The organism is Streptomyces sp. PA03-5A (genome assembly GCF_033792725.1).
In the GTDB taxonomy this organism is placed as follows: Bacteria; Actinomycetota; Actinomycetes; order Streptomycetales; family Streptomycetaceae; genus Actinacidiphila.
In genome coordinates this window covers 50,624-73,551 of record NZ_JARAVL010000045.1, presented here as the reverse complement: position 1 = coordinate 73,551, position 22,928 = coordinate 50,624, and the positions used below count along the sequence as shown (strand labels likewise).

Genomic DNA, 22,928 nt, shown 5'->3' with positions numbered 1-22,928 from the left:
GGCCTACCGCGTCGGCTGCCCGGAGCAGTGGTGCGGCTACGCCCCGACCTGGCCGCACTGGCCGGCCGGCTAGTCCGCGAGCCGACACCGCGCCGGTGCACCAGTGCGTGCTGTCGGAGCTCCCAGAGCAGGCCAGGTCGCTGCCGTTCGAGAGGAGGCCGAGTGGCGGTCGGGCCCACCCAGGGATGCACGCGGTGGGTCGAGGGCGAGGCGAGCGGGTGGCCCGCGTACGACACGCCTCCTGAAGGGTGCGGCCACGGGGCCTGGGGTCAGACCTCGGAGTTGAGCCGGCCCGAGCGAAACGGTTCGACCTGGTAGGGCAGGTCGGCGAAGCCCGCTTCTGTGAGCGCTCGGGCGAGCCCCGGCAATGCCGCGATGCGGGCGACGAGGGGCGGGTCCGCCTCGATGCGGGTGCGGTCCCCGAGGTCGCGGACGCGGAGGTCCCGCACGTCCACCCCGGCCTCGGTCGTCAGCGCCCGAACGGCCCTCTCCGCACGATCGATGCGGGCCAGGCGGTGGGAGGTGACCTCGATGCCGTAGCGGACGCGGCTGGCGAGGCAGGGGGTCGCGGGTTTGTCCCAGGTGGGCAGTGACCAGTGTTTGCTGAGGCGGCGTACGTCCGCCTTCGTCAGGCCTGCGTCGAGGAGCGGTGTCCGGATGCCGCGTTCCCGCCCGGCGCGGATGCCCGGACGGTGGGGATCGGATGCGTCGTCGGCATTGGTGCCGGTGGCCACGGCGTCGACGCCGTGCTCGTGTGCGAGCGCGGTGATGGTGTCCAGCACCTCGGACTTGCAGAAGTAGCAGCGGTCGGGCCCGTTGGCCCGGTATCCGGGCCGGGTCAACTCGTGGGTGCGCGGCGTGAGATGGATGATCCCGAGGTCGTCGGGGAGTCGCCGCGCGCGGGACAGCTCACCGTCGGCCAGGCTCTCCGAGACGGCGGTGACGGCCAGGACGCGCTCGGGACCGAGCGCCCGTGCGGCCGCGGCGAGGACCAGGGCGGAGTCGGCGCCGCCCGAGTAGGCGACGGCGAGGGAACCGCCGAGCGCGCGCACGCGGTTCAGCAGCCGGCGCTCAAGGGTGTCGTCACTGTGCACGGTCTTCCTCCTGGCTCGTCAGCGTCGCCCCTCCTCGGCTCAGGCGCAGTGCGCGCGCGGCGACGGCGCGCAGGGGCAGACCCAGCGCCGTGGCCGCGGCCACCACGTCGTCGTGCTCGGGTTTGGCCGCGTACGGACCGTGTTTGACCCGGATGGCGTGTCCGTCGACGTCGACGGTCTCGAAGGCGCGCGGCAACGCGGTGCGGGTCGCGCTGATCCGCCGGATGCCGAGGGCACCGGTCTCGGCCAGGACCATGTCGCGCAGCCGTCCTTCGTGGTGCGCGGTGGTGAGGAGGTGCAGGACCTGCGCGGGCCTGCCCTTCTTCATCACTGCGGCGGTCGTCCAGGCGTCAAGGGCACCGGCGTCCAGAAGGCGGGTGATGAGGTGCCCGAGGAGTTCTCCGGTGACGTCGTCGAGGTTGGTCTCCAGGACGACGACCTCCTCGTTCGCCGTGGTCGGGACGGGGTCGCCGAGGGTGACGGAGACGAGGTTGGGCCGGTCGGGCAGGCGGCGGGACCCCGCTCCGTAGCCGGTGGCGCCCAGTGTCATGGGGGGCGGCGGGCCGTAGCGGGCGCGGACGGCGCGCAGGAGTGCGGCGCCCGTGGGTGTCACCGTCTCCCCGGGAAGGTCGCAGCCCCTGACGGCCGCTCCGGTCAGCAGGGCGAGGGTGGCCGGCGCCGGGCAGGGCAGGACGCCGTGGGCCGAGTTCACCTCGCCGCGGCCGAGCGGCAGGGGCGAGCTGATGACGTCGGTGACGCCGAGGGCGTGCAGGGCCGCGGCGCTGCCGACGATGTCCACGAGGGCGTCGTGACCGCCGAGTTCGTGCAGGTGGACGGTGGCGGGGTCGGCGTCGTGCAGTCTCCCCTCCACCTCGGCGATGGCTGTGAGGGCGGCGACGGCGAGGGTCGCGACGGGCCGGGGAGCGGCCCGGGAGGCCATCTCGATCACCTCGGCGGCGTGCCGCTCGGTGCACGGATCGGTGACCTCCACGCGTGCGCGGGTGGCGGCCAGTCCGTGGTCGGTGACGCGTTCGGCCGTCAGGTCCCAGCCGGTCAGCCCGGTGGCGGAGACGGCGGACCGGATCCGGTCGAGCGGTGCCCCCGCGTCGATCAGGGCACCCAGCAGCATGTCCCCGGCCAGTCCGGTGAACGGGTTGATCCAGCAGATCACCTGGCGCCTCCGGGATCCGCCGTGCCGCGGGACCGGGCGATGCGGTGCACGGCCATGGCCGCCGAGAACCCGGAGTCGATGTTGACCACGGTCACGCCGGCGGCGCAGGAGGCGTGCATGGCGAGCAGCGCGGTCACCCCGTCCAGCGAGGCGCCGTAGCCGGTGGAGACCGGCACCGCCACGACGGGGCCGGCCACCAGACCGCCGACGACACTGGCGAGGGCGCCCTCCATGCCCGCCACGACGATCACCGCGTCCGCGGACCGCAGCAGACCGCGGACCTGCAGCACGCGTTCGAGTCCCGCGACGCCCACGTCGTGCACGGCCGTCGTGTCCAGCCCGACGGCCGTGGCCACAGCGGTGGCTTCGGCGGCCACCGGCCGGTCGGACGTCCCGGCGGCGGCCACCACGACGGAGAAGCCCGAGGCGACGGCCGGTCGCCAGCGCAGCAGACGGGCCTCCTCGTCGTACGACCCGCCGTGCACCTGCTCCTGGACGGCCGCCGCGGTGTCCGGGGCGACGCGGGTGACCAGGACGGGCCCGGTGTTGTGCTCCAGGAGGCCGGTGACGATGCCGGCGATCTGCTCCACGGTCTTGCCGGGGCCGTACACGACCTCGGGCAGTCCCTGCCGTGCCTCGCGACCGATGTCGACTCGTGCGTATCCCAGGTCCAGTACGTCGTTCACGACCGGCTCCCTTCGACGTACGGGATGGTCTGCGGACCTTCCGGCAGGACGCACAGGCGGGCCTCCGGCCCCGCGGCGGCCAGCGCTTCGGCGACGGTGGCGGAGATGTCCCGGGTCTGCCGCAGGTGGGCTGCGGCCAGCTCGTCGTCACTGAGGAAGGAGGTGTGCATGATGACCTGACTGCCCGACTGGATGCGGGCCTGGATCTGCACCTGCCACTGGTCCGGAACCGTCTCGGTGCGCGCGGAGATCTCGGTCATGAGCGCCTGCGGGGACGGGGCCGAGGCCAGGACCCGCCGGTAGGAGCCGTGGTCGGGGAAACCGTCACGGCACTCGGCCGCGCACACGATCGTCCCTCCGGGGCGGACCACCTGGTGGGCCGCCGACATCCCCTTGACCGCCTGGTACAGGTTCTGGTCCAGCGGGAAGCCGGAGTTGGTGGTGACGACGACGTCGAACGCTGCCTGTACCGGGCGCATCGCCATGCGTGCGGCCGCGGCCGTCGCGGCGGCGTGCATCGGCAGCAGATCGCCGCCGAACGCCGCGACGACGTCCTTGTCGCGGTTGAGCACCACGTCGAACGCGAAGGTGACGCCCGTGGCCTCCGCGATGGCGCGCACGTCGTCGTGAACCGGGTTTCCGTGGGTGATGCCCCAGGTGGCGCGTGGATCGCCGATCCGGGCCGCGTCGTGCAGCACGAGCACGGTCTCGAGGCCCGCCAGGCCGGGGGCGACGAGCTTCGGGCCACCGGAGAAGCCGGCGAAGAAGTGGGGTTCGACGAAGCCGGTGGTGATCCGGACGTCCGCCTGCACCCACTCCCGGTTGAGCCACACCGGCACGCCGTTGCCGTACCTGCCCATCCACGTCAGCTGAGCGGCGTCGCGGGCGTCGTGGTTGACGATCCTCACCGTGTCCGCGATCTCGTCGCCGAACATCGTCCGGAGCTCGGACGCGTCGTTGCCGCGGTGGGTGCCCGTCGCCACGAGGATCACCACGTCCTCCCTGCGGACGACGCCGTCCAGCTCGTCCAGCACGGCCTGGATCATCGGGCGCCTGGGCTGCGGCCGGGTGCCGTCGCAGGCCGAGATGGCCACCGTCTGCCCCGGGCGCACCCTCTCGGACAACGGGGGTCCGGCGACCGGCTCGCGCAGGGCCGCGCGCAGGACGGCCGCCGGGTTCCGGGCCGCCGCGTGGTGGACAGGCTCGACGACGGTGGTCCTGTGCGGATCGACGTCGATGTCGAGCCCTGACTGCCCGTAGGCGAGGCGTACTTTCACCGGACGGCCTCCACGGCCTCTGCGTCCTCGGCCCGCCCTCGACGGTGTCGCTCGTGCAGGCGATAGGCGCGTTCCGCCGTCGCGCGGAAGACGTGGGATCGCTCGGCCTCGGTGAGGCCGTCCGTCAGTGCCTCCGCCGCGCCGACGACCTCCTCGTACGAGGCGGCCAGCAGGCACACCGGCCAGTCCGAGCCGAACATCACCCGCTCGGGGCCGAACGCGTCGAGCACCACGTCGGCGTAGGGACGCAAGTTCGCCACGCTCCAGCGGTGCCGGTCAGCCTCGGTGACCAGGCCGGACAGCTTGCAGAAAACGTTGGGGAGTGCCGCCAGTTCGCGGATCAGCGAGGTCCAGGGCTGCAGTTCACCGGCGGCGATGGGGGGCTTTGCCAGATGGTCGAGGACGAAGGTGAGTTCCGGCAACGTCCGGACGGCGGCGATGGCCGATGGCAGTTGATGCGGAAGGACGAGCAGGTCGTAGGAGAGGTTCGCCTGCGCGACCACGCGCAGACCCCGCTGCACCTCCGGCCGGTTCAGCCAGCGGGGATCCCGCTCGTCCTGCACCAGGTGCCTGGTGGCCACGAGGAGTTCGCCGCCTGGCGCCGCCCGTAGGGCGTCCAGCGTGCGCGGGAGGCAGTCCGACGTGAGGTCGAGCCAGCCCACGACACCGGCGACCGTATCACCCGTGGAGGCCAGGGCCAGGAAGTCCGCGGTCTCGTCGGTGTCGGGCAGTACCTGGACCAGGATCGTACGGTCGATGCCCGCTGCCAGGGCAAGCGGCGACAGGTCTTCCAGGGTGAAGTCCCGCCGCACCGGGGTCATGTCGGGTTCGTCGAGCCACGCGTGCACACGGCGCTGTGGACCTGGGCCGTCGGTGGGGGAGGGGGACGGGGCCGGTGCCGGTGCCGGCCGCCAGACGTGGTGGTGTGCGTCGATCCTGCTCATCGTTCCTCCGCTTCCAGGACGTCGAGCTCCGGCCACAGCTCTTCGGGGATCGTCGTCGAGGCGTGCGCGGCGTTCACGGTGATCTCCTGTGCGCTGCGCGCCCCGACGACGACACCGGTGACAGCCGGGTGGCGCAGCGGGAACCGCAGGGCAGCTGCGGCAAGCGGGACACCGTATTCGGCGCAGCGCTCACCGAGGGCGCGGGCGTGGCGGAGGACCGCTTCCGGAGCCGGCGCGTAGTCGTACATGGCGTCCGGGGCGAGGTTCGCGAGGATGCCGCTGTTGAAGACACCACCGACCAGGACGCCCACCTCGCGTTCGGCGCATGCGGGCAGCAGTTCGTCGGCCGCGCTGCGGTCCAGCAGTGAGTAGCGGCCGGCCACGAGCACGCAGTCGAGGTCGGTCTCGGTGACGAAGCGGGTGAGCATCGCCGTCTGGTTCATGCCCGCGCCGATCGCCCGGACGACTCCCTCGTCGCGCAACCGGGCCAGCGCCGGGTAGGCACCGGTGACGGCCTGCTCCCAGCAGTCGTCCGGGTCGTGGATGAAGACGACGTCGAAGGCGTCGAGACCGGAGCGCCCCAGGCTTTCGACGAGTGAGCGGTAGACGCCTTCGGCACTGTAGTCGCGGACCCTGACGAGGCCGGGTGCGCCGTGGAAGGCCTCGTCCCCCGGGGCCGGTTCGCCCGGCACGAGCAGGCGGCCGACCTTGGTGGACACCGTGATCTCCGCGCGCGGGTGCCCGGCCCCGGAGAGGAACGCGCCGAGCCGCTGCTCGGCGAGCCCGGCACCGTAGTGCGGGGCGGTGGCGAAGTACCGGATCCCGGCCGCCCAGGCGGCCTCCAGCGTCTCGGCGGCCTGCCGGCCGCCGACAGCGGAGAAGAGGCCGCCCAGCGGCGCGGTGCCGAGCCCGACGCGGCTGACGCTCACGCCGGAGCGTCCCAGAGGCACCCGTTCGGCGTACCACGGTCGGATCGCGGAGGACATCAGGTTTGCCCGAGGACGTGCCGCTGACGGCCGAGCCGGTCGATCGTCACTTCGACGCCGCCGCCCCACAGTCGCATCCTCGGACCCCGGCCCGCCCGCTCGTGCCGGAAGGAGCTTTCGCTCACGACGTCGGCGATGGCGCGACCAGCGATCACGCCGGCCGCGGCGTCAGGGGAGCCCAGGCAACGGGCGGTCCGGCTGATGACCACCGAGAGTTCCATCTCGTGGCCGTAGGCGGCTCCTTCGGCGCCGAGGGCGGTGGGACGCTCGAAGCCCGCGGGGCCGACGCGCAGGAATCTCATCGGGGTGCTCCTCGCTGATGATGCGTGCTCGCCAGTGGCCGGCCGGGCCTCGGGCCGGCCACGGAGCGGACGATGGTGTGCGGGGTCACTGCCGGCCGTCCGTGACGTCGCCCCGGACGCCGAGGTTCGGTTCCAGATGCTCGCGCAGCCACTGTTCGGTGTTGCTGACGTGCAGGAGGGCGGCTGCCTGGGCCAAGGGAGCGTCACCGGCGGCCAGTGCCTGGTGGATCGCCTCGTGTTCGGCGACCGTCCTTCCCGCGGCGTCGTCATCGACCAGACCGCGCCAGACACGGGCCCGCAGCGTCCGCCCGGAGATCCCCTCCAGCAGGGTGGTGAGGGTGGCGTTGCCGGTGGCTGCGACGACGGCACGATGGAAAGCGGCGTCGTGTTCGTTGAGGCGCTCCACGTCGTCCCGGGCCGCCCGCATCGCCTCCAGATGCCGTTCGACCTCCCGCAGCCCCGCGGCCGAGATCCGCGTGGCGGCGAGCCCCGTGGCGATCGGTTCGAACAGCCGGCGCACCTCGGTGAGCTCCAGCAGGGTGTCGCCACGCAGCAACTCCACCGCCGAACCGATGCTGCTCAGCAGCAACTCGGGTTCCAGACTGGTCACATAGGTCCCGTCGCCCCGGCGGATCTCCAACACCCGTGCGACGACCAGCGCTTTCACCGCTTCCCGCATGAGGTTGCGGGACAGGCCCAGCTCGGCTGCCAGCTGCTGCTCCGGCGGCAGTTTGGCGCCCGGGCGCAGCTCGCCTGAGTGGATGAGGTCCCTGATGCGGTCGATCGCCTTGTCGGTCAAAGACATCCGTCTGCTCCCTGCTCGTCGCTCAAGCGGCGGCAGCGTAGCAATACATCCCATCGCTGCGGAATAGATGGGATGACCCGGACTCGTGCCCGGGTGTGAGCCTGTCGCACATCTGCAGGTCAGAGGCATCTCGGAATCCTTTGCCTGTCGGGGGTATGGACAGCGATGCGAGTCGACCCTATAAATCCATCCAATGTCCGAGGCTGGTCGTAACGAAGAGAACATCTCGTTGAGACATGAGGACGGGTGGTTGCCATGATGCGGGGAGTGCGACGGAGCCTCCGAGCCGGAGGCGCCGGAAGCGATGACTGAGCTGATCACCGCGGTCGAGGCGGTCGACGTACGGTTCCCCACCTCGCGGGAACTCGACGGTTCCGACGCCATGAATCCCGAGCCCGACTACTCGGCCGCCTATGTGACGGTCCGTACGAGTGCCGGGGACGAGGGATACGGACTCGCCTTCACCGTGGGCCGCGGCAACGACGTCGAGGTCGCCGCCGTACGGGCCCTGGCGCCACTGGTCGTCGGACTGCCGGTGGAAGAGGTGCTGGCCGATCTCGGCGGCTTCTCACGGCGGCTGACCGGCGACAGCCAACTGCGCTGGCTGGGGCCGGAGAAGGGGGCCATCCACATGGCCACCGCGGCCATCGTCAACGCCGTCTGGGACCTGTACGGGCGCCGTACCGGAAAGCCGGTCTGGCGACTGCTGGCCGAGTTCTCCCCGGAGCAGTTGGTCGACCTCGTCGACTTCCGCTACCTCCAGGACGCCCTCACCCGTGACGAGGCGCTGGAGATCCTGCGGCGCGCCGAGCCCGGCCGCGCCCAGCGCACCGCGCACCTGCTGGAGCACGGCTACCCGGCGTACACCACGACCCCGGGCTGGTTGGGTTACGACGACGAGAAGCTGGTGCGACTGGCCAAGGAGGCGGTCGCCGAGGGCTTCGGCCAGATCAAGCTGAAGGTCGGCGCCGATCGCGAGGCGGACGAACGCCGCATGCGGCTGGCGCGCGAGGCGGTCGGCCCGGACGTCAGGATCGCCGTCGACGCCAACCAGGCGTGGGGCGTCCAGCAGGCGATCGACTGGATGGCGTCGCTCACGCCCTACGACCCGTACTGGATCGAGGAGCCCACTTCCCCGGACGACATCCTCGGCCATGCCGCCATCCGCAGGGCGCTGGCGCCGGTCAAGGTCGCCACCGGAGAACACACCCACAACCAGGTCATGTTCAAGCAGCTGCTCCAGGCGGGCGCGCTCGACGTGCTGCAGCTCGACGCCAGCCGCACCGCCGGGGTCACCGAGAACGTCGCCGTCCTGCTGCTGGCCGCCAAGTTCGACGTCCCGGTCTGCCCGCACGCCGGCGGGGTCGGGCTGTGCGAGATGGTGCAGCATCTGGCGATGTTCGACTACGTCGCCGTCAGCGGCACCACCGAGGACCGGGTCATCGAGTACGTCGACCATCTGCACGAGCACTTCACGGACCCGGTCCGCATCCGCGACGGCCGCTACCTGGCGCCGGTCTCGCCCGGCATCGGCGCCGAGCTGCACCCGCGGTCCCTGGAGGACCACCGCTATCCCGACGGCCCCGTGTGGGGTGGGGAGGCCGGCGGATGAGCCCCCCCGAGTTCGCGGGCCTGAAGGCGCTCGTGACCGGTGGCGTCTCCGGCATCGGGCCGGCCACCGCTCGGCTTCCGGCGGTCCGCGGGGCCAGGGTCGCCTGCCTCGACCTCATCCCGGACGATGTCCCCGAACCCCTCATCGGCATCCGCGCGGACGTCGCCGACGGCGCGAGCGTCCGGGCAGCTGTGGACGAGGTGGCGCGGTTGCTCGACGGCATCGACGTCCTGGTCGTCAACACCTGTTCCGTCGCCGCCACCGCCGGACTGCCCGACCGGGCACCGTACTCCGCGACGAAGAGTGCCGTGCTCGCCCTGCCCCGTGCGACCGCTGCCGACCTCGTGCACTCCGGCATCCGCGAGAACTGCGTCAACCCCGGCACCGCCGACGCACCGTGGATCGGGCGCCTTCTCGATCGCGCGGCCGCCCCCGAAGCCGAACGCGCTGCGCTCTGCGCACGCCAGCCCATGGGCCCCCTCGCCTCCGCGGACGAGGTCGCCGCCGCCGTCGTCCACCTCGCGAGCCCGTCGTCCGGCTCGACCACCGGCACGGCCCTCGCCGTCGACGGAGGCATGGAAGGCCCGCGGATCCGCCCGCGCGCCTGACCCCGGCCCCTTCCCTGGACTCCGGCAGGCCCCCACACCCGCCTCCGTACAGCCCGCCCTCGCGACCCACCGGCAAGGAGAACGAGCAATGAAGCTCAGATTCACCCGGCACGCATGCTTCGGCGGCCTCGCCGCCCTGACCGCCTTCGCCCTCACCGCCTGCGGCGACTCCGGACCCGCGTCGGGCACGGGCGGCGGTTCGACGGTGATTGGGGTCGACTACCCGCGCTCCGACACCGACTTCTGGAACTCGTACATCAAGTACACCCCCGAGTTCGCGAAGGAACTCGGGCTGGACCTGAAGACCACCAACTCGCAGAACGACGTCGCCAAGCTCACCGCCAATGCGCAGACCTTCATCAGTCAGGGCGTCAAGGGTGTCGCGATGGCGCCTCAGGACACCGCGGCCATCGCGCCGACCCTGGCGCAGATGGAGGCGAGGAAGATCCCGGTCGTCACGGTGGACACCCGACCGGACACCGGCAACGTCTACATGGTGGTCCGCGCCGACAACCGCGCCTACGGCGAGAAGGCCTGCCAGTTCCTCGGCACCAAGCTGGGGGGCAAGGGCAAGGTCGTCATGCTCCAGGGCGACCTCGCGTCGATCAACGGCCGAGACCGCACCGAGGCCTTCAACGCGTGCATGAAGAAGAACTACCCCGCCATCAAGGTCCTCGGTGAAGCCACCAACTGGGACGGGGCGGTCGCGGCGCAGAAGCTCCAGACCGACCTGACCGCGCACCCCGACATCAAGGGTGTCTACATGCAGTCCAGCTTCGCGCTCGCCGGCACCCTCCAGGTGCTCAAGCAGAAGAGCCTGCTGGTCGGCCTCGAGGACAAGAAGCACGTCTTCATCGTCTCCAACGACGGAATCCCCGAGGAGCTCAAAAACATCGCCGAGGGGAAGATCGACGCCACCGTCTCCCAGCCCGCCGACCTCTACGCCAAGTACGCCCTCTACTACCTCAAGGCGGCGATCGAGGGCAAGACGTTCCGGCCCGGCGAGACCGACCACGACAGCACGATCATCCAGGTCCGCGACGGCCTGCTGGAGGACCAGCTCTCCGCCCCGCTCGTGACCGTGGACGGCGGCACTTACGGCGGGGTTCCCAGTCTCAAGAGCGACGACCCGTCCCTGTGGGGCAACAACCTCGGCTGACCGGAAGGACGGTACACACCATGGTCACGGCTCTTCCCGTCGTCCAGGCGGCAGGGCTGACGAAGCGGTTCGGGCCCACGGTCGCGCTGCACGACGCCAGGATCACGATCATGCCCGGCGAGACGCACGCGCTCGTGGGCCGCAACGGGGCGGGCAAGTCCACCCTCGTCTCCGTCCTCACCGGCCTTCAGGCACCGGACGAGGGGACGGTGGCCTTCGACGGGGTGCCGGCCCCCCGGCTCGCCGACCGGGATGCCTGGCGCAAGCGGGTGGCATGCGTCTACCAGAAGTCCACCGTCATCCCCCAGCTGACGGTCGCGGAGAACCTCTTCCTGAACCGGCACGGCCGGGGACGGGGCGGCCTGATCAGCTGGCGCACGGTCCGTGACAGGGCACGCGAGGTCCTGCAGACCTGGTCGGTCGACGTGGACGTGCGCACCCCTGCCGGCGAACTCAGCATAGAACAGCGGCAGTTCGTGGAGATCGCCCGGGCGCTGTCGTTCGGCGCACGCTTCATCATCCTCGACGAGCCCACCGCGCAACTCGACGGATCCGCCATCAACCGGCTGTTCGCGCGGATCCGGGACCTCCAGCGCCAAGGCATCACCTTCCTGTTCATCAGCCACCACTTGCAGGAGGTCTACGAAATCTGCGACACGGTGACGGTGCTGCGCGACGCCCGGCACATCCTGACCGCCCCCGTGGCCGAACTGCCCCGTGCCGAGCTCGTGGCCGCCATGACGGGTGAGAGCGCGGACAGGGGTGCTGCAATGCGCCGTCAGCCCGTGGACTCCGGGTCGCCGACCGTGCTCGCGGTGGAAGGCGCGGCTGTTCAGGGAACGTACCGTGACGTGTCCTTCCGGATCCGGGGCGGGGAGATCGTCGGTCTCGCAGGTGCGGCCGGCAGCGGCCGTACGGAGGTGGCGGAGACGGTCGTCGGACTCCGGGCCGCCGAGACGGGAACGGTCAGGATCGCGGGGATCCGGCCACGGCCGGGCAGCGTCCCCGCCGCGCTGGCGGCGGGTGTGGGGTTCGTCCCGCAGGACCGTCACCACCAGGGGCTCGTACCGGAGATGTCCATCGCCGACAACGGGACCCTGACCATCCCCGAACGGCTCGGCTCGCGGGGTCTCATCGACAACCGGCGCCGTGACGCCTACGCCCGCTCCATGATCGAAAAGCTGGCGATCAAGACACCGGGGCCGCAGCTGCCCGTCTCCGGGCTCTCGGGAGGCAACCAGCAGAAGGTCGTCATGGCCCGGGCCCTGGCCAACGATCCCAAAGTGCTGGTGCTGATCAATCCGACCGCCGGCGTGGACGTGCGGTCCAAGGAGTTCCTCCTCGGCAAGGTCGAGGAGATCGCCGAGTCCGGTACCGGGGTGCTCATCGCCTCCGACGAACTCGACGACCTGCGCACATGCGACCGGGTCCTGGTGATGTTCCAGGGCCGTGTCGTGGCCGAGAGGGCCGGTGGCTGGCACGACCACGAGCTCGTGGCCGCGATGGAAGGAGTGGACCTCGATGTCTGAGAGCGCGACCGCGGCTGCTGCGAAGAGCCCGGACGGCGGGCAGCCCGACGCCTCGAGCGCGCAGCCGGCCGCAGCGACAAGGAGCGGTCACCGGATCGCTCTCGCACGACTGCGCGACCTGGCGCTCGTTCCCGCGATCATCGTGATGGCGATCGTCGGCCAGCTCGTCAACCCGGTGTTCCTCCAGGCTGACAACCTGATCAACGTCCTGCAGACCATGTCCGAGATCGCGCTGCTGGTCCTCGCCCAGACCCTGGTGCTGATCGTCAAGAAGATGGACCTCTCCCTGGAGTCCACCGTGGGGATCGCACCCGGGGTCGCGGCCTGGCTCACCGTCCCGGCGGGCGCGACGCACGGAATCGGCGTGCTGCCCGGCGGGTGGTCCGTGCCGGTCACCTTGGCGGTGGGTCTGCTGATCGGTGTGGTCAACGCCTTGTTCATCATCCGGTTCGGTCTCAACGGCTTCATCGTGACGCTCGGCATGCTGATCGTGCTGCGCGGTGTCCTGACCGGCATCTCCGGTGGCCAGACGTTCTTCCAGCTGCCGCCGTCGATGCTCTACCTCGGCACCGCCCAGTGGGCGGGCATGCCCGCCTCGGTGTGGATCTGCCTGCTCCTGTTCGCCACCGGCATCGTGGTGCTCGGCTTCACCAGCTTCGGCCGCTCCCTGTACGCGATCGGCGGCAACGTCGACGCGGCGAAAGCGGCGGGCATCCGTACCGACCGTGTGCTGTGGACCGTCATCGTCACCGCGAGCGTGCTGGCGGCGCTGAGCGGCCTGCTGCTCTCGGGGCGCCTCGCCTCGGTGGCCTCCGCCCAGGGCAACGGCTACATCTTCACCGTCTTCGCGGCGGCGGTCATCGGCGGCATCAGCCTCAACGGCGGCAAGGGCACCATGTTCGGAGCCTTCACGGGCATCCTGCTCCTGTTCATGATCCAGAACGTCCTCACCCTCGGTGGCGTCCCCGCGCAGTGGATCGGCGCCCTCAACGGCACGATCATCCTCATCGCCCTGGCGCTGTCCCGCATCACAGGCGGCAGGGCCCAGGAATAGGAACCCTCCGACCGGGCCGGGCGACAGCCACCCGCGCGTGCGGACCGCGCCCGCGATTCCGGGGTGCACTCCTCGGGACCGGCCCGGACACCTGCGACCGAAAGGCATGGCAACCTCGTGGAACGAAGAGACTTTCTCGTCGCCTCCGCGGCCGCTACGGCCGCGCTGACCGCCGGACTGCCGGCAGCCGAGGCGGCCGCGGCGCCGCATCCCGCTCCGGGACCGGAGCCGCACCCCGCCCCCAAGCCGTCTCCCCTTTCCCTGTGGTACGACAAGCCCGCCGCACAATGGCTGGAGGCCCTGCCGCTCGGCAACGGCCGCCTCGGCGCGATGGTGTTCGGTGGCGTGAACACCGAGCAACTCCAGCTCAACGAGGACACGCTGTGGGCGGGAGGCCCCTACGAGCCCGCCAACCCCCAGGGCCTGGCCAACCTCGCGGAGATCCGGCGCAGGGTCTTCGCCGGGGAATGGAACTCCGCCCAGAACCTGATCAACTCGTCCTTCATGGGCATACCGGTCGGCGAGCTGATGTACCAGACCGTCGGAAACCTGCGCCTCACCCTCGCGGGCACCGGCGACGTCACCGGCTACCGACGGGAACTGGACCTCGACAGGGGCGTCGCGACCGTGACGTACAGCCGTGGCGGGGTCCCGTACCGGCGCGAGGTCTTCGCCAGCCACAGTGATCAGGTGATCGTGGTCCGGCTGACCGCCGGCGGCCGTGGCGGACTGTCCTTCAGCGCGGCTTTCGACACACCCCAGCAGGCCGCGACGGACTCCCCCGACCCGCTGACGGCCGCACTGGAAGGTGTCGGGCAGACCCGCGAGGGAGTCACCGGACAGGTCCGCTTCCGCGCCCTGGTCCGGGCCCACGCCGACGGCGGCACCGTGCGCAGCGAGAACGGCACGCTCACGGTGACCGGGGCCGATTCGGCGACCCTGCTGGTGTCCGTGGGCACCAGTTACCTCGGCTACACGGATGCCTCGGGCGACCACCGGGCCCGCGCCGAGGACCCGTTGAACGCCGCTGCCGCCGTCCCGTACCCGGAGCTGCGCGCACGGCACGAACGGGACCACCGGGCGCTCTTCCGCCGCGTCACGCTCGACCTCGGCACCACCGATGCGGCCGGCGCGCCGACCGACCAGCGGGTGGCCGCCTTCGCCGGGGCGGAGGACCCGCAGCTGATCGCGCTGCACTACCAGTACGGCCGCTACCTGCTCATCGCCTCCTCCCGCCCGGGCACCCAGCCCGCCAACCTGCAGGGTATCTGGAACGACCAGCTCTCGCCGCCCTGGGATTCCAAGTACACGATCAACATCAATACGGAGATGAACTACTGGCCCGCCCCCACCGCCAACCTCCTGGAGTGCTGGGAGCCGATCTTCGCGCTCCTCGACGACCTGTCCGAGGCCGGGCGGAAGACGGCGCGGGTGCAGTACGGCGCGGACGGCTGGGTGGCGCACCACAACACGGACGCCTGGCGCGGGACCGCGCCCGTCGACGGCGCCTTCTGGGGGATGTGGCCCACCGGCGGCGCCTGGCTGGCGACCTCCGTCTGGGAGCACTACCGCTTCACCGGCGACCGCGAGGCCTTGCGCCGCCGCCTGCCCGTGGTCGAGGGAGCGGTCCGCTTCTTCCTCGACTCACTCGTTCGCGACCCCGGTACGGGACACCTCGTCACCTGCCCGTCCGTGTCACCGGAGAACGCCCACCACAACGGTGTGTCGGCGTGCGCCGGGCCGACCATGGACAACCAGATCCTGCGCGACCTCTTCGACGGCTACCTCGCGGCTTGTGACACCCTCGACGCCCCGAGCCCCTACGCGGAGCGGGTGCGTGCGGCCCGGGACCAGTTGCCTCCCATGAAGATCGGGGTGTTGGGGCAGTTGCAGGAGTGGCAGGAGGACTGGGACGCCGGCGCCCCGGAGCGGCAGCACCGCCATGTCTCCCACCTGTACGGCCTGCACCCCAGCAACCAGATCACCAAGCGCGGTACGCCGGACCTCTTCCAGGCCGCCCTGAAGACACTGGAGATGCGCGGCGACGCCGGCACGGGCTGGTCCCTCGCCTGGAAGATCAACTTCTGGGCGCGGGCGGAGGACGGCGCCCGCTCCTACAAGTTGCTCAGCGACCTCCTCACGCCCGACCGCACCGCGCCGAACCTGTTCGACCTCCACCCGCCGTTCCAGATAGACGGCAACTTCGGTGCCACGGCGGGCGTGACCGAATGGCTGCTCCAGTCGCACACCGACGAGGTCCATCTGCTGCCCGCGCTGCCTCCCCAGCTTCCGGACGGACGCGTCACAGGCCTGCTCGCCCGTGGAGGCCTCACCGTCGATCTCGTCTGGCGTGACGGCGCGCTGTCCCACGCCCGCCTTGCGGCGCGGCACGACGGCACCGTCCGGCTGCGTACCTCCGTTCCGGTAACCGTGCGCTCCACCGGCCACCCCCCGCGGCACCATGTGGAACATCCGGAGAGCACCGTCGCCGTGTTCGAGGTCAAGGGAGGCCACGACTATGTGATCAAGCCTCGCTGAGCATTCCCGTTCTCGTCCGCTCATGAGCACGTGGGCGGCGTAAACGTCGGCGCGGAAAGGGAGGTGCCAGGTGCGGGGGTTGACCGCCAGGCCCTCGCCGGGGCCCGTGCCTGGCAAGGACCGACCCGATCACGCAGGCGCCCGCGTATCCCACACCGACACCCCCGCGGCTACGTCGCGTCGAACGTACCTGTGGCAGGGGGACAGCGAAGCAGGCGCCTGGCTCGCGCCTGCTTCGCTGTCGTCGCCGCGCGGGCCGGTCACCGTGGTGACCGGGTGCCGGTCGCGGCCCTGTCGTGGTGGTGTGGTCAGTGTTCGGCACGGTTCAGGCCGGCGGCTTCGCGTATGGCGTGGGCGATGGCGGGGGCGTCCTTCTTGAGGATGGCACCGTGGTTGCTGGCGACCTTCGCACTGATGCGGATGTTGGGGTTGCGGGTGATGACGGCCTCGAGGCTGGTGCGTATGCGTTCCTGCTCGTCCCCGCGGCTTCCCAGGGAGGTTCCGGAGGCGACGACGTAGCGGACGGGGACGGTGATGGCGTCCAGGACGGGGCCGAGTTCGCGTTCGCGGGAGAGCCGGCCGAGTTCGATGTTGCTGTCGGCCATCTGGTGGGCGGTCATGCGGGGGGTCAGACCGGTGGGGCGCAGTAGCGGGGTGATCCAGCTCATGCGGCGGAACAAGGTGCGGATGCGTTGTTCCATGGCCTCATCCAGCCAGTCGTGGGGGAAGGCGCCGTCGACGAGGACTGCGCCCAGGCTGCGGTCGGGGTTGCGGTGGGCCCAGTGGGCGGCGACGACTGCTCCGTAGGACCAGCCCACCAGCAGTGCCTGGTCCACGTTCCTGGCGGCGAGGACGGCATCCACGTCACGGACGGCGGCTTCGAAGGAGTAGTCCGCCGAGCGCTTCGATCTTCTGCCGCGGGCGCGTTCGTCGTAGGTGATGTGCCGCCACCCGGAGCCCAGTTCGGTGATGACCCGGCGCCAGTAGCCCTGGGTGGCGAACTGGCCGTTGAGGTAGACGACGGGGGTGCCGGGGCCGCCGGTGTCGGTGACGGCCAGGGCGCTGTCGTCGACGGGCACCATGCCGCTCCACGCGGAGCCGGCCGGGGGAGTGCTGTTCTTGGTCATGTCTCTTCCGCCTTGGTGGTGTGAGGGCGTGGTGTGAGGACGTGGGGTGTGGCCAATTGGGGGCCCGCGACGTGGGTCGCAGGGCCCCGAGGGGGGCGGGTTGGTGGCCCGCCGTGCGGGACTTCTTGGTCGGCGCCTGCCCCCCGGGTGGTGCTGCGCCGCTTACAGGCTGCGGGCGGTGATGTTGCCGTGGGGGGTGGTGGCCTGGATGTCGAGGTCGGGGGTTCCGTTGTTCTTCAGGGCGTTGCTGATGCGGCCGTGGCCGGTGCCGGCGTCCAGGGTGGCCGAGACTCCGGCGGCGGCGGCGATGGTGATGTCGCCGGACTGGGTGCGCAGCTCGACGGTGCCGCGCAGGGCCGAGGTGAGGCGGATGTCGCCGCGCTGGGTGCTGATCTTGGCGGAGCCGGTGAGCCGGCCGATCTCGACGTCGCCGTCGGTGGCGGTGAGGCGGACGCCGGCGGCCTCGTCGATCTTGATCTGGCGGTAGGCGCCGTCGAAGTCGATGTCGCCGAGGCGTCCGACGCCGCGCAGTTCGGCGCTTGCGGCCTTGGCCTGGATGCGGGAGCCGGCGGGCAACTGGACGGTGACCTCCAGGGACCCGGAGGGCCCGAAGAGCCGATTGCCGGTCTGGGTGCTGCGGATCTGCAGGACGCCGTCCGCGTAGGTGACGGTGGTCTGCTCGGCGGCCTGGACGTCGCTGTTCTTGGCGGGGTTGGCGGGCAGGACCTCGACGGTGGTGTCGGTGCGGTCGGCGGCGATGAACTGGATGCGTCCGGCGGGGACGTCCAGGACGGCGGAGATGGGGGCGGGGGTGTCGAAGGTGCGCATCGTGGTCTCCCGTGTTCGCTCGTGGTTTCTGACACCGGAAACGCTACGTTGCTTTCCAATTTGTGGCAACAGGATCGTTGCACAACAGCCCTGTTAATGCAGGTAGATGCCAGAAAACTGTTGCAACGGCTCTGTTGAGAACGCAACGCCCATCGCTGCGATCATTGCAATGGCTGTGGCGTGAACGCTATAGTGTCGGGCGTCAGGGACCATCACGCAGGATCACCGAGGGAGACCGCGATGCCGGGCGGCAGGCTCACCCAGACCGAACGTCAGCAGATCGCGCTGGGACTGGCCGACAGCCTCCCCTACGCCGAGATCGCCCGGCGTCTGGACCGTCCGACGTCGACGGTCACGCGGGAGGTGATGCGCAACGGCGGCCCCACCGCCTACCGCGCCGATCTGGCCCACCGGGCGACCGAACGCCGCGCTCACCGGCGCAGGCCCGCCTCGGCGCGGGAGGCGCAGCCGGGTCTTCAGCCGCACGGGCGGGATGCGGAGGCGGTGGCGGAGTACGAGGAGACGTTCACCACCGTGCTGATGGGTTCAGGGCTGAGCAAGATGTCGGCCCGAGTGCTGACGTGTCTGTTCACCACCGATGCGGGCAGCCTGACCGCGTCGGAACTCGCCCAGCGCCTCCAGGTCAGCCCGGCGTCCATCTCCAAGGCGATCGCGTTCCTGGAGAGCCAGAGCCTGGTGCGCCGCGAGCGCGACGAGCGCCGCCGGGACCGCTATGTCGTCGATGACGAGCTGTTCTACCAGGCGACGATCGCCAGCGCCCGGGCCAACGACCAACTGGTGGCGACCGCTCGTCAGGGTGTTGCCGTTCTCGGCGCTGACACGCCTGCCGCCGCCCGGCTGGAGAACATCGCCCGTTTCCTGGACTTCATCAGCGAAAGCATCACCCGCGCTGCCGAGCAGGCCCGCGAAGTCCTCCACACCAGGCCCGGCACCAGCCCCGACGCGACCGCCCCCCCGCGTCCGGACCACGGATAGACAGCCCTCTCGGCGGCGGGGACTGCTGCGGCGGGCGAGCCGGTGGCAGGCGTGCGTGCAGAGCCGGCCCGGCTCTCTGGAAACTGCTCGGGCACGCACGGATGAATGTGCCCAGTCACCAGTACGACAGGCTCGTTCAGGTAGCGTCGAAGCCGCTGCATGCGAGTGCCTGCAGATAGGGGTTCCGTCGTGTCACGGGTTGCTTCGAGAAAATCAGAGCGAGAGCGTCCTTCAGTGACTGCTCCACCAGGCTGTCGAACTCACCCGCGGGGCAGCGCCCCTCTGCTGGGCGGAAGCGCCAGCCCTCCCGGGTGGCGTATCGGGTGCGCAACCCCATGAGTTCCTTGCCCCGTGTGAAGCGCCATTCGCCCTGTCGATCGGACAGTTCGAACACTGCGAGCCCGTCCTCGCGGAGCGTGACCCTCGCGGCGTGAAGCATGAGGACAAAATCCAGAACGCAGACGGAGGCCGCGGCGTCGGAGAAGTCGCCATTGCCGATCCTGAGGCTGACGTCGACCTTGAAGTTGTCCCGGATGAAGGCAGACGGGGTGAGCTCCTCAACCACCGTGGGCTCGCGGAAGGCATCGAGCGGGACCCACTCTGGCCCCCATGACGTGTCTCCAGGGCTGGGAACCAAACCGAGTGAAGGCGTTGCGGGTGTGCTCACCGCTCCAGGATGCCGGACGGGGTGGCGGGATCGGCAGGGTCCCCGCTTCGAGCCAGCCCCTCCGGGGGCTTGTCACGTTTCCCGTGCATCGCCGGTCTGTGCTCGAGAAGACGTGCGTGGCTTCTGCTTGCCTGGTAGGGCGACTGCGCCGCCCGTGGGCGGGTCCGCCTCCGCGACCGTAGAGGATGTGGAGAGGTGCGAGGCGGTGTCACCAGCGCAGGACTCGACCTCGACCACGGGCAGCCTCTGCCGCGGGGCGATGCATGCAAGACGAACGAGAGAACCGAGGTCGGCATTATGGCAAGTGAGAGTGTTGCGCATCCGAGCCTGATTGTCCCGGTGGGGCATGTCGAGCCGGTGCCGCGCAGGGTCCGGGGCGTGGTGGGAAGCCGCGTGGTGTTCGATACGCGTCGTGCGCTGTACGTGTGGGAGTGGCGGGCCTACCCGCAGTTCAGTATCCCGGTGGAGGACCTGGTCGACGGCGTGCTCGTCGATGAGCATCACACGGAGCATCACGGTGCCGGTCCCGCACGCCGGCACGCGCTGCGGGTGGGTTCGCAGGTCCGCGAGGGTGCGGCGTGGGTGTGGGACGAGGGTGCCCCTGGGCCGTTGCGCGGCCAGGTGCGGTTCGAGTGGGAGGCGCTGGACTCCTGGTTCGAGGAGGACGAACCGGTCTTCGTCCACCCGCGGAGTCCGTATTCGCGGGTGGACGCTCTGCGTTCGTCCAGCAGTGTGCGGGTCGAGCTGGACGGGGTGGTGCTGGCCGAGGCGCCCAATTGCGTGAAGTTGTTCGAGACCGGCCTGCCGACCCGCTACTACGTGGAGCGCATGTACGTCGACTGGGCCCGGCTGAAGGCCTCGGAAACGGTATCGCGATGCCCCTACAAGGGGACCACGAGCGCCTACTGGTCCTTCGACAGCGACAGTGACCCGCAGCAGGACATCGCCTGGGCGTACGACTTCCCGACCATTCAGGCCAATCGCATCGCGGGCCTGGTCGCGTTCTACAACGAGCACGTCGACCTGTACGTCGACGGCGTCCTGCTGCCCAGGCCCGCCGCCACCTCCTGAACCCCGGGGCGGCCCGGTCGTCCGGGCCGCCCCACACGGCACGTGCCCCGTTCCCAGCGCGGGCCGGGAGGGCAGGCCCTGGTCCCATCTGAAACCGGGATGGGCGCGGCGCCTGGTGTGTTGGGTGCGGTGGGGCCCCCTCCGGGGTGGAGGGGGCGTGGTGCCGCCGGCGTGCGGGGTGGGCCGTCGCCGGTTCAGATGGTGGGTGTCTCGTCGACGTGTTCCTGGTGGAGTTCGAGGACGAACTTCCAGCCGGCGCTGGCTTCCATGAACCGCACCCGGGTGGGGTAGATATCCAGGGCGCGGCGGTCCCGGTTCTGGCCGGTCGTGCCCTTGCGCCCGCGGGCGGGCTCTTCGAACAGGTCGACCTTGACGTCCGGCACCGCGACGACTTCCTCGTTCCAGCGCTGGACGATTCCCGCGCCGAACGCCTCCCGTGCAGCAGCGTAGAGCGATTCGAGGGATGCGGTGTTGCCGCCGGGCACGAAGAGGGCGAGGTTCAGCAGGACGCCGGCACTGGCCAGGACCTCGATTTCCTCTCCGGCCTCGTCGGCAACCCATATCCCGGGCTGCTCGGCATCGTCGGGGAGGATGTGGACTTCCTCGCCGAAGACCGTCCTTGCGGTGAAGGATCCGCCCTCGAAATTCTTGCCCGACTTCGTGAGGGATGCCGGCGCGTAGCAGCCGAGGGGGAGATCATCCATGGCTGCCGAGACGAAGATCTCGTCCTTGAGGCCCAGTTCTGAGACCTCCTCGGCCGTCAGACGCCGGGCCGTAACCTTGCTGGTGTTCACAGTCTTTCCCTTTCTTCGTGTAGCCCCACCGGGAGTTCGGCGACCTGCTGTTCGCGGCTGGGCCGCGGCCTGTCGGCTGCCCTGGTGGTGACCACGCGTCACGTAGCGTAAGTGGTGGGCGCGTCGTGTGACGTCGCCGCCCCCGGACAAGATCCCAGAAGCCTCCGGCTCCCCACGACCGGGGGATACGGCCTGTTCAGGGATGCGTCGTCTTCCGCGGCAGCGCGGTTTGCAGGGGGAGCCACGCGCGGTGAGTGTAGTGCGGGGACTGACAGCGCAGCGGCGTGGGCGCCGGCCGGCGTCAGCGCGGCAACGGCTGCCGCCGAAGTCCCTGCCGGTGCGGGGGTAGCCGCCCCTTGTCGGCCCGGAGGCGCCGGTGCTTCAGTTTCCCTCCGCGTACCGGGTCTGCCGGCCACGGCCGTCATCCGTGTTCACCCGGTACGTCTGCCTTATGTGGCATCAGACGAGTCTCGTCTACCGTCATGGCCCCCGATCCCGTGGCACAAGTTCCCCATGGTCGCCGAGCATCAACTGGCCTATCGATAGCTGCAGTTCACAGCGAACATCGGTCGGGCTCCCACTGGCCCAGCTCATGAGCACCGTTCCTGCGCAGAAGCCGGTGCGGCACGACAAGCGAGATATCGATCGAGAATCGCCTGGCTATCAGGAGTGAAGGTCCACTGCAGCAGAGCCCGCCGCAGCTCGGACTCAGTCAGCCACCCGTGCCAGGCCACCTCTTCCGGATCAGGGGCGACGATCTCCGGCAGCACGGCGTCACAGACCGCAAGCCAGTGAGGGCTGAGCCCGCCCCGGTTGAGGAACTTGAACCGAAGGCACACTGTCGCCCGCACTCCCAGCTCCTCGCTGAGCTCGCGGGCAGCTGCCTGCTCATAGGACTCGCCGACTCCCGCAGCACCCCCGACCCCGAGTTCATAGTGCCCTGGGAAACGGGACAGGTGCACGGCCCGCCGATGCACGAGAAAACGTCCTTGCCCGTCGCGGCACACCACCACGCCAACCCGGTGCAGCCAGCCCTCCCGAACGGCGTCCCGCCGACTGACCACCCCCAGCACACGGTCCTGAGCGTCAACGCGTTCCACGAGTTCATCCACGACACGCACGATCGCAGAACCCACTGACACCCGCCCGGAACGACCGGACCGCCACACGGTCGGCGAGCACTCAGACCGGCCGCCCCACCCCACCGAACGAAGGATCACGCCCCTGTCTCCATTCTCGATAGCCTGCCGACGGGCAGACCCGGCCGGGCCGCATCGCCACGCCCTCGCCCCCTGCCTCAAGGCACGCCCGGGCGCCGGGCGGTTCGCGGCGGGCACCCAGGATTCTGGCGCTGAGCCCGGGCCGGTCCGCCAAGTGAGGTGGAAGCCTGCCGCACCCGAGTGGCCGGTCGGCGGCCCGCCGGGTTTCCAGGGTGGGCCTGCCGGGACCGGGCTGCCTCCCCGACAGCAGGACTTCGTAGACCCGCCTCGGCATGGGCGACGGCCTCGTGGGCCGGGCCACCGGGCCAACCCGCCGCCACGGGGACGCGATGGTCCCATCGACTTAAACCGATTCATTGATCTCTGGAATCCATCCCATCAAATCTGTCCAACCCGTTGCCATGGAGGGGTGATGGCCGCCAGGGTGTCATTGAAGCGTTTCAGTATCCTTCTTGAGGAG

General features: G+C 70.4%; 21 protein-coding genes. 8 read left to right on the top strand and 13 right to left on the bottom strand.

The genetic code is table 11. The annotated features are described in order from the left end of the window. Window positions 1-269 precede the first annotated feature (269 nt). The 8 genes from larE to PV410_RS38360 all read right to left on the bottom strand — a co-directional run bounded on the left by larE (window position 270) and on the right by PV410_RS38360 (window position 7,265). Complete coding sequence (larE, locus tag PV410_RS38395) at window positions 270-1,094, bottom strand: ATP-dependent sacrificial sulfur transferase LarE (protein WP_500330916.1); 825 nt, start codon at window positions 1,092-1,094, stop codon at window positions 270-272. Then, complete coding sequence (larC, locus tag PV410_RS38390) at window positions 1,084-2,265, bottom strand: nickel pincer cofactor biosynthesis protein LarC (RefSeq protein ID WP_500330914.1); 1,182 nt, start codon at window positions 2,263-2,265, stop codon at window positions 1,084-1,086. The genes larE and larC overlap by 11 nt, the downstream gene beginning before the upstream one ends. Further along, window positions 2,262-2,951 (bottom strand): nickel pincer cofactor biosynthesis protein LarB, encoded by a 690-nt coding sequence (larB, locus tag PV410_RS38385; RefSeq protein ID WP_500330912.1) that lies wholly within the window; start codon window positions 2,949-2,951, stop codon window positions 2,262-2,264. Before larB ends, larC begins: the two co-directional genes overlap by 4 nt. Further along, window positions 2,948-4,228 (bottom strand): nickel-dependent lactate racemase, encoded by a 1,281-nt coding sequence (gene larA / locus PV410_RS38380; RefSeq protein WP_500330911.1) that lies wholly within the window; start codon window positions 4,226-4,228, stop codon window positions 2,948-2,950. Before larA ends, larB begins: the two co-directional genes overlap by 4 nt. After that, window positions 4,225-5,172: an amidohydrolase family protein gene (locus PV410_RS38375; protein WP_500330909.1), complete on the bottom strand. Its 948-nt coding sequence runs from the start codon at window positions 5,170-5,172 to the stop codon at window positions 4,225-4,227. Before PV410_RS38375 ends, larA begins: the two co-directional genes overlap by 4 nt. After that, complete coding sequence (locus PV410_RS38370) at window positions 5,169-6,101, bottom strand: aldo/keto reductase (RefSeq protein ID WP_500330907.1); 933 nt, start codon at window positions 6,099-6,101, stop codon at window positions 5,169-5,171. The genes PV410_RS38375 and PV410_RS38370 overlap by 4 nt, the downstream gene beginning before the upstream one ends. A 56-nt stretch (window positions 6,102-6,157) precedes the next feature. Next, window positions 6,158-6,460: a hypothetical protein gene (locus PV410_RS38365; RefSeq protein ID WP_500330905.1), complete on the bottom strand. Its 303-nt coding sequence runs from the start codon at window positions 6,458-6,460 to the stop codon at window positions 6,158-6,160. Between the two features lie 85 nt (window positions 6,461-6,545). Beyond that, the gene (locus tag PV410_RS38360; RefSeq protein WP_500330903.1) at window positions 6,546-7,265 is read right to left on the bottom strand and encodes a FadR/GntR family transcriptional regulator; all 720 of its coding nucleotides are present in this window, start codon (window positions 7,263-7,265) and stop codon (window positions 6,546-6,548) included. A 304-nt stretch (window positions 7,266-7,569) separates the two neighbouring features. Here PV410_RS38360 and PV410_RS38355 point away from each other — a divergent pair, with 304 nt between their 5' ends. The 6 genes from PV410_RS38355 to PV410_RS38330 all read left to right on the top strand — a co-directional run bounded on the left by PV410_RS38355 (window position 7,570) and on the right by PV410_RS38330 (window position 15,765). Beyond that, window positions 7,570-8,877: an enolase C-terminal domain-like protein gene (locus PV410_RS38355; RefSeq protein ID WP_500330901.1), complete on the top strand. Its 1,308-nt coding sequence runs from the start codon at window positions 7,570-7,572 to the stop codon at window positions 8,875-8,877. Continuing rightward, window positions 8,874-9,485 carry an SDR family NAD(P)-dependent oxidoreductase gene (locus tag PV410_RS38350; protein WP_500330899.1) on the top strand — a complete coding sequence of 204 codons (612 nt, stop codon included), beginning with the start codon at window positions 8,874-8,876 and terminating at the stop codon, window positions 9,483-9,485. The genes PV410_RS38355 and PV410_RS38350 overlap by 4 nt, the downstream gene beginning before the upstream one ends. 88 nt (window positions 9,486-9,573) lie before the next feature. Beyond that, window positions 9,574-10,644, top strand: coding sequence for a sugar ABC transporter substrate-binding protein (locus PV410_RS38345; protein ID WP_500330897.1), 1,071 nt, complete (start codon window positions 9,574-9,576; stop codon window positions 10,642-10,644). A gap of 20 nt (window positions 10,645-10,664) precedes the next feature. Further along, window positions 10,665-12,173: a sugar ABC transporter ATP-binding protein gene (locus PV410_RS38340; RefSeq protein WP_500330895.1), complete on the top strand. Its 1,509-nt coding sequence runs from the start codon at window positions 10,665-10,667 to the stop codon at window positions 12,171-12,173. After that, complete coding sequence (locus PV410_RS38335) at window positions 12,166-13,227, top strand: ABC transporter permease (protein ID WP_500330894.1); 1,062 nt, start codon at window positions 12,166-12,168, stop codon at window positions 13,225-13,227. The genes PV410_RS38340 and PV410_RS38335 overlap by 8 nt, the downstream gene beginning before the upstream one ends. 117 nt (window positions 13,228-13,344) lie before the next feature. Next, window positions 13,345-15,765, top strand: coding sequence for a glycoside hydrolase family 95 protein (locus tag PV410_RS38330; protein ID WP_500330892.1), 2,421 nt, complete (start codon window positions 13,345-13,347; stop codon window positions 15,763-15,765). 308 nt (window positions 15,766-16,073) lie between these two features. On the opposite strand, the gene PV410_RS38325 is transcribed toward PV410_RS38330, so the two are convergent. Next, window positions 16,074-16,892: an alpha/beta fold hydrolase gene (locus PV410_RS38325; protein ID WP_500330891.1), complete on the bottom strand. Its 819-nt coding sequence runs from the start codon at window positions 16,890-16,892 to the stop codon at window positions 16,074-16,076. Window positions 16,893-17,054: 162 nt separating this feature from the next. Beyond that, complete coding sequence (locus PV410_RS38320; RefSeq protein ID WP_500330889.1) at window positions 17,055-17,720, bottom strand: DUF4097 family beta strand repeat-containing protein; 666 nt, start codon at window positions 17,718-17,720, stop codon at window positions 17,055-17,057. A gap of 240 nt (window positions 17,721-17,960) precedes the next feature. On the opposite strand from PV410_RS38320, the gene PV410_RS38315 reads away from it, so the two are divergent. Continuing rightward, window positions 17,961-18,716 carry a helix-turn-helix domain-containing protein gene (locus PV410_RS38315; protein ID WP_500330887.1) on the top strand — a complete coding sequence of 252 codons (756 nt, stop codon included), beginning with the start codon at window positions 17,961-17,963 and terminating at the stop codon, window positions 18,714-18,716. A gap of 136 nt (window positions 18,717-18,852) precedes the next feature. Here the strand turns inward: PV410_RS38315 and PV410_RS38310 are convergent, their stop codons facing one another. Continuing rightward, on the bottom strand, window positions 18,853-19,383 hold the full coding sequence (locus tag PV410_RS38310; RefSeq protein ID WP_500330885.1) for a hypothetical protein: 531 nt from the start codon (window positions 19,381-19,383) through the stop codon (window positions 18,853-18,855). Between the two features lie 297 nt (window positions 19,384-19,680). On the opposite strand from PV410_RS38310, the gene PV410_RS38305 reads away from it, so the two are divergent. Then, window positions 19,681-20,454, top strand: a complete 774-nt coding sequence (locus PV410_RS38305) for a DUF427 domain-containing protein (RefSeq protein WP_500330919.1) — start codon at window positions 19,681-19,683, stop codon at window positions 20,452-20,454. 194 nt (window positions 20,455-20,648) lie between these two features. On the opposite strand, the gene PV410_RS38300 is transcribed toward PV410_RS38305, so the two are convergent. Next, the gene (locus PV410_RS38300) at window positions 20,649-21,248 is read right to left on the bottom strand and encodes a hypothetical protein (RefSeq protein ID WP_500330884.1); all 600 of its coding nucleotides are present in this window, start codon (window positions 21,246-21,248) and stop codon (window positions 20,649-20,651) included. Between the two features lie 590 nt (window positions 21,249-21,838). Continuing rightward, window positions 21,839-22,360 carry an NUDIX domain-containing protein gene (locus PV410_RS38295; RefSeq protein ID WP_500330882.1) on the bottom strand — a complete coding sequence of 174 codons (522 nt, stop codon included), beginning with the start codon at window positions 22,358-22,360 and terminating at the stop codon, window positions 21,839-21,841. Between the last annotated feature and the right edge of the window lie 568 nt (window positions 22,361-22,928).

Coding starts and splice junctions, on each gene's coding strand:
- PV410_RS38325 (WP_500330891.1), bottom strand. CDS start 16,892: ATGACCAAGAACAGCACTCCCCCGGCCGGCTCCGCGTGGAGCGGCATG.
- PV410_RS38320 (WP_500330889.1), bottom strand. CDS start 17,720: ATGCGCACCTTCGACACCCCCGCCCCCATCTCCGCCGTCCTGGACGTC.
- PV410_RS38340 (WP_500330895.1), top strand. CDS start 10,665: ATGGTCACGGCTCTTCCCGTCGTCCAGGCGGCAGGGCTGACGAAGCGG.
- PV410_RS38350 (WP_500330899.1), top strand. CDS start 8,874: ATGAGCCCCCCCGAGTTCGCGGGCCTGAAGGCGCTCGTGACCGGTGGC.
- PV410_RS38315 (WP_500330887.1), top strand. CDS start 17,961: ATGCCGGGCGGCAGGCTCACCCAGACCGAACGTCAGCAGATCGCGCTG.
- PV410_RS38355 (WP_500330901.1), top strand. CDS start 7,570: ATGACTGAGCTGATCACCGCGGTCGAGGCGGTCGACGTACGGTTCCCC.
- PV410_RS38375 (WP_500330909.1), bottom strand. CDS start 5,172: ATGAGCAGGATCGACGCACACCACCACGTCTGGCGGCCGGCACCGGCA.
- PV410_RS38305 (WP_500330919.1), top strand. CDS start 19,681: ATGGCAAGTGAGAGTGTTGCGCATCCGAGCCTGATTGTCCCGGTGGGG.
- PV410_RS38365 (WP_500330905.1), bottom strand. CDS start 6,460: ATGAGATTCCTGCGCGTCGGCCCCGCGGGCTTCGAGCGTCCCACCGCC.
- PV410_RS38360 (WP_500330903.1), bottom strand. CDS start 7,265: ATGTCTTTGACCGACAAGGCGATCGACCGCATCAGGGACCTCATCCAC.
- PV410_RS38335 (WP_500330894.1), top strand. CDS start 12,166: ATGTCTGAGAGCGCGACCGCGGCTGCTGCGAAGAGCCCGGACGGCGGG.
- PV410_RS38345 (WP_500330897.1), top strand. CDS start 9,574: ATGAAGCTCAGATTCACCCGGCACGCATGCTTCGGCGGCCTCGCCGCC.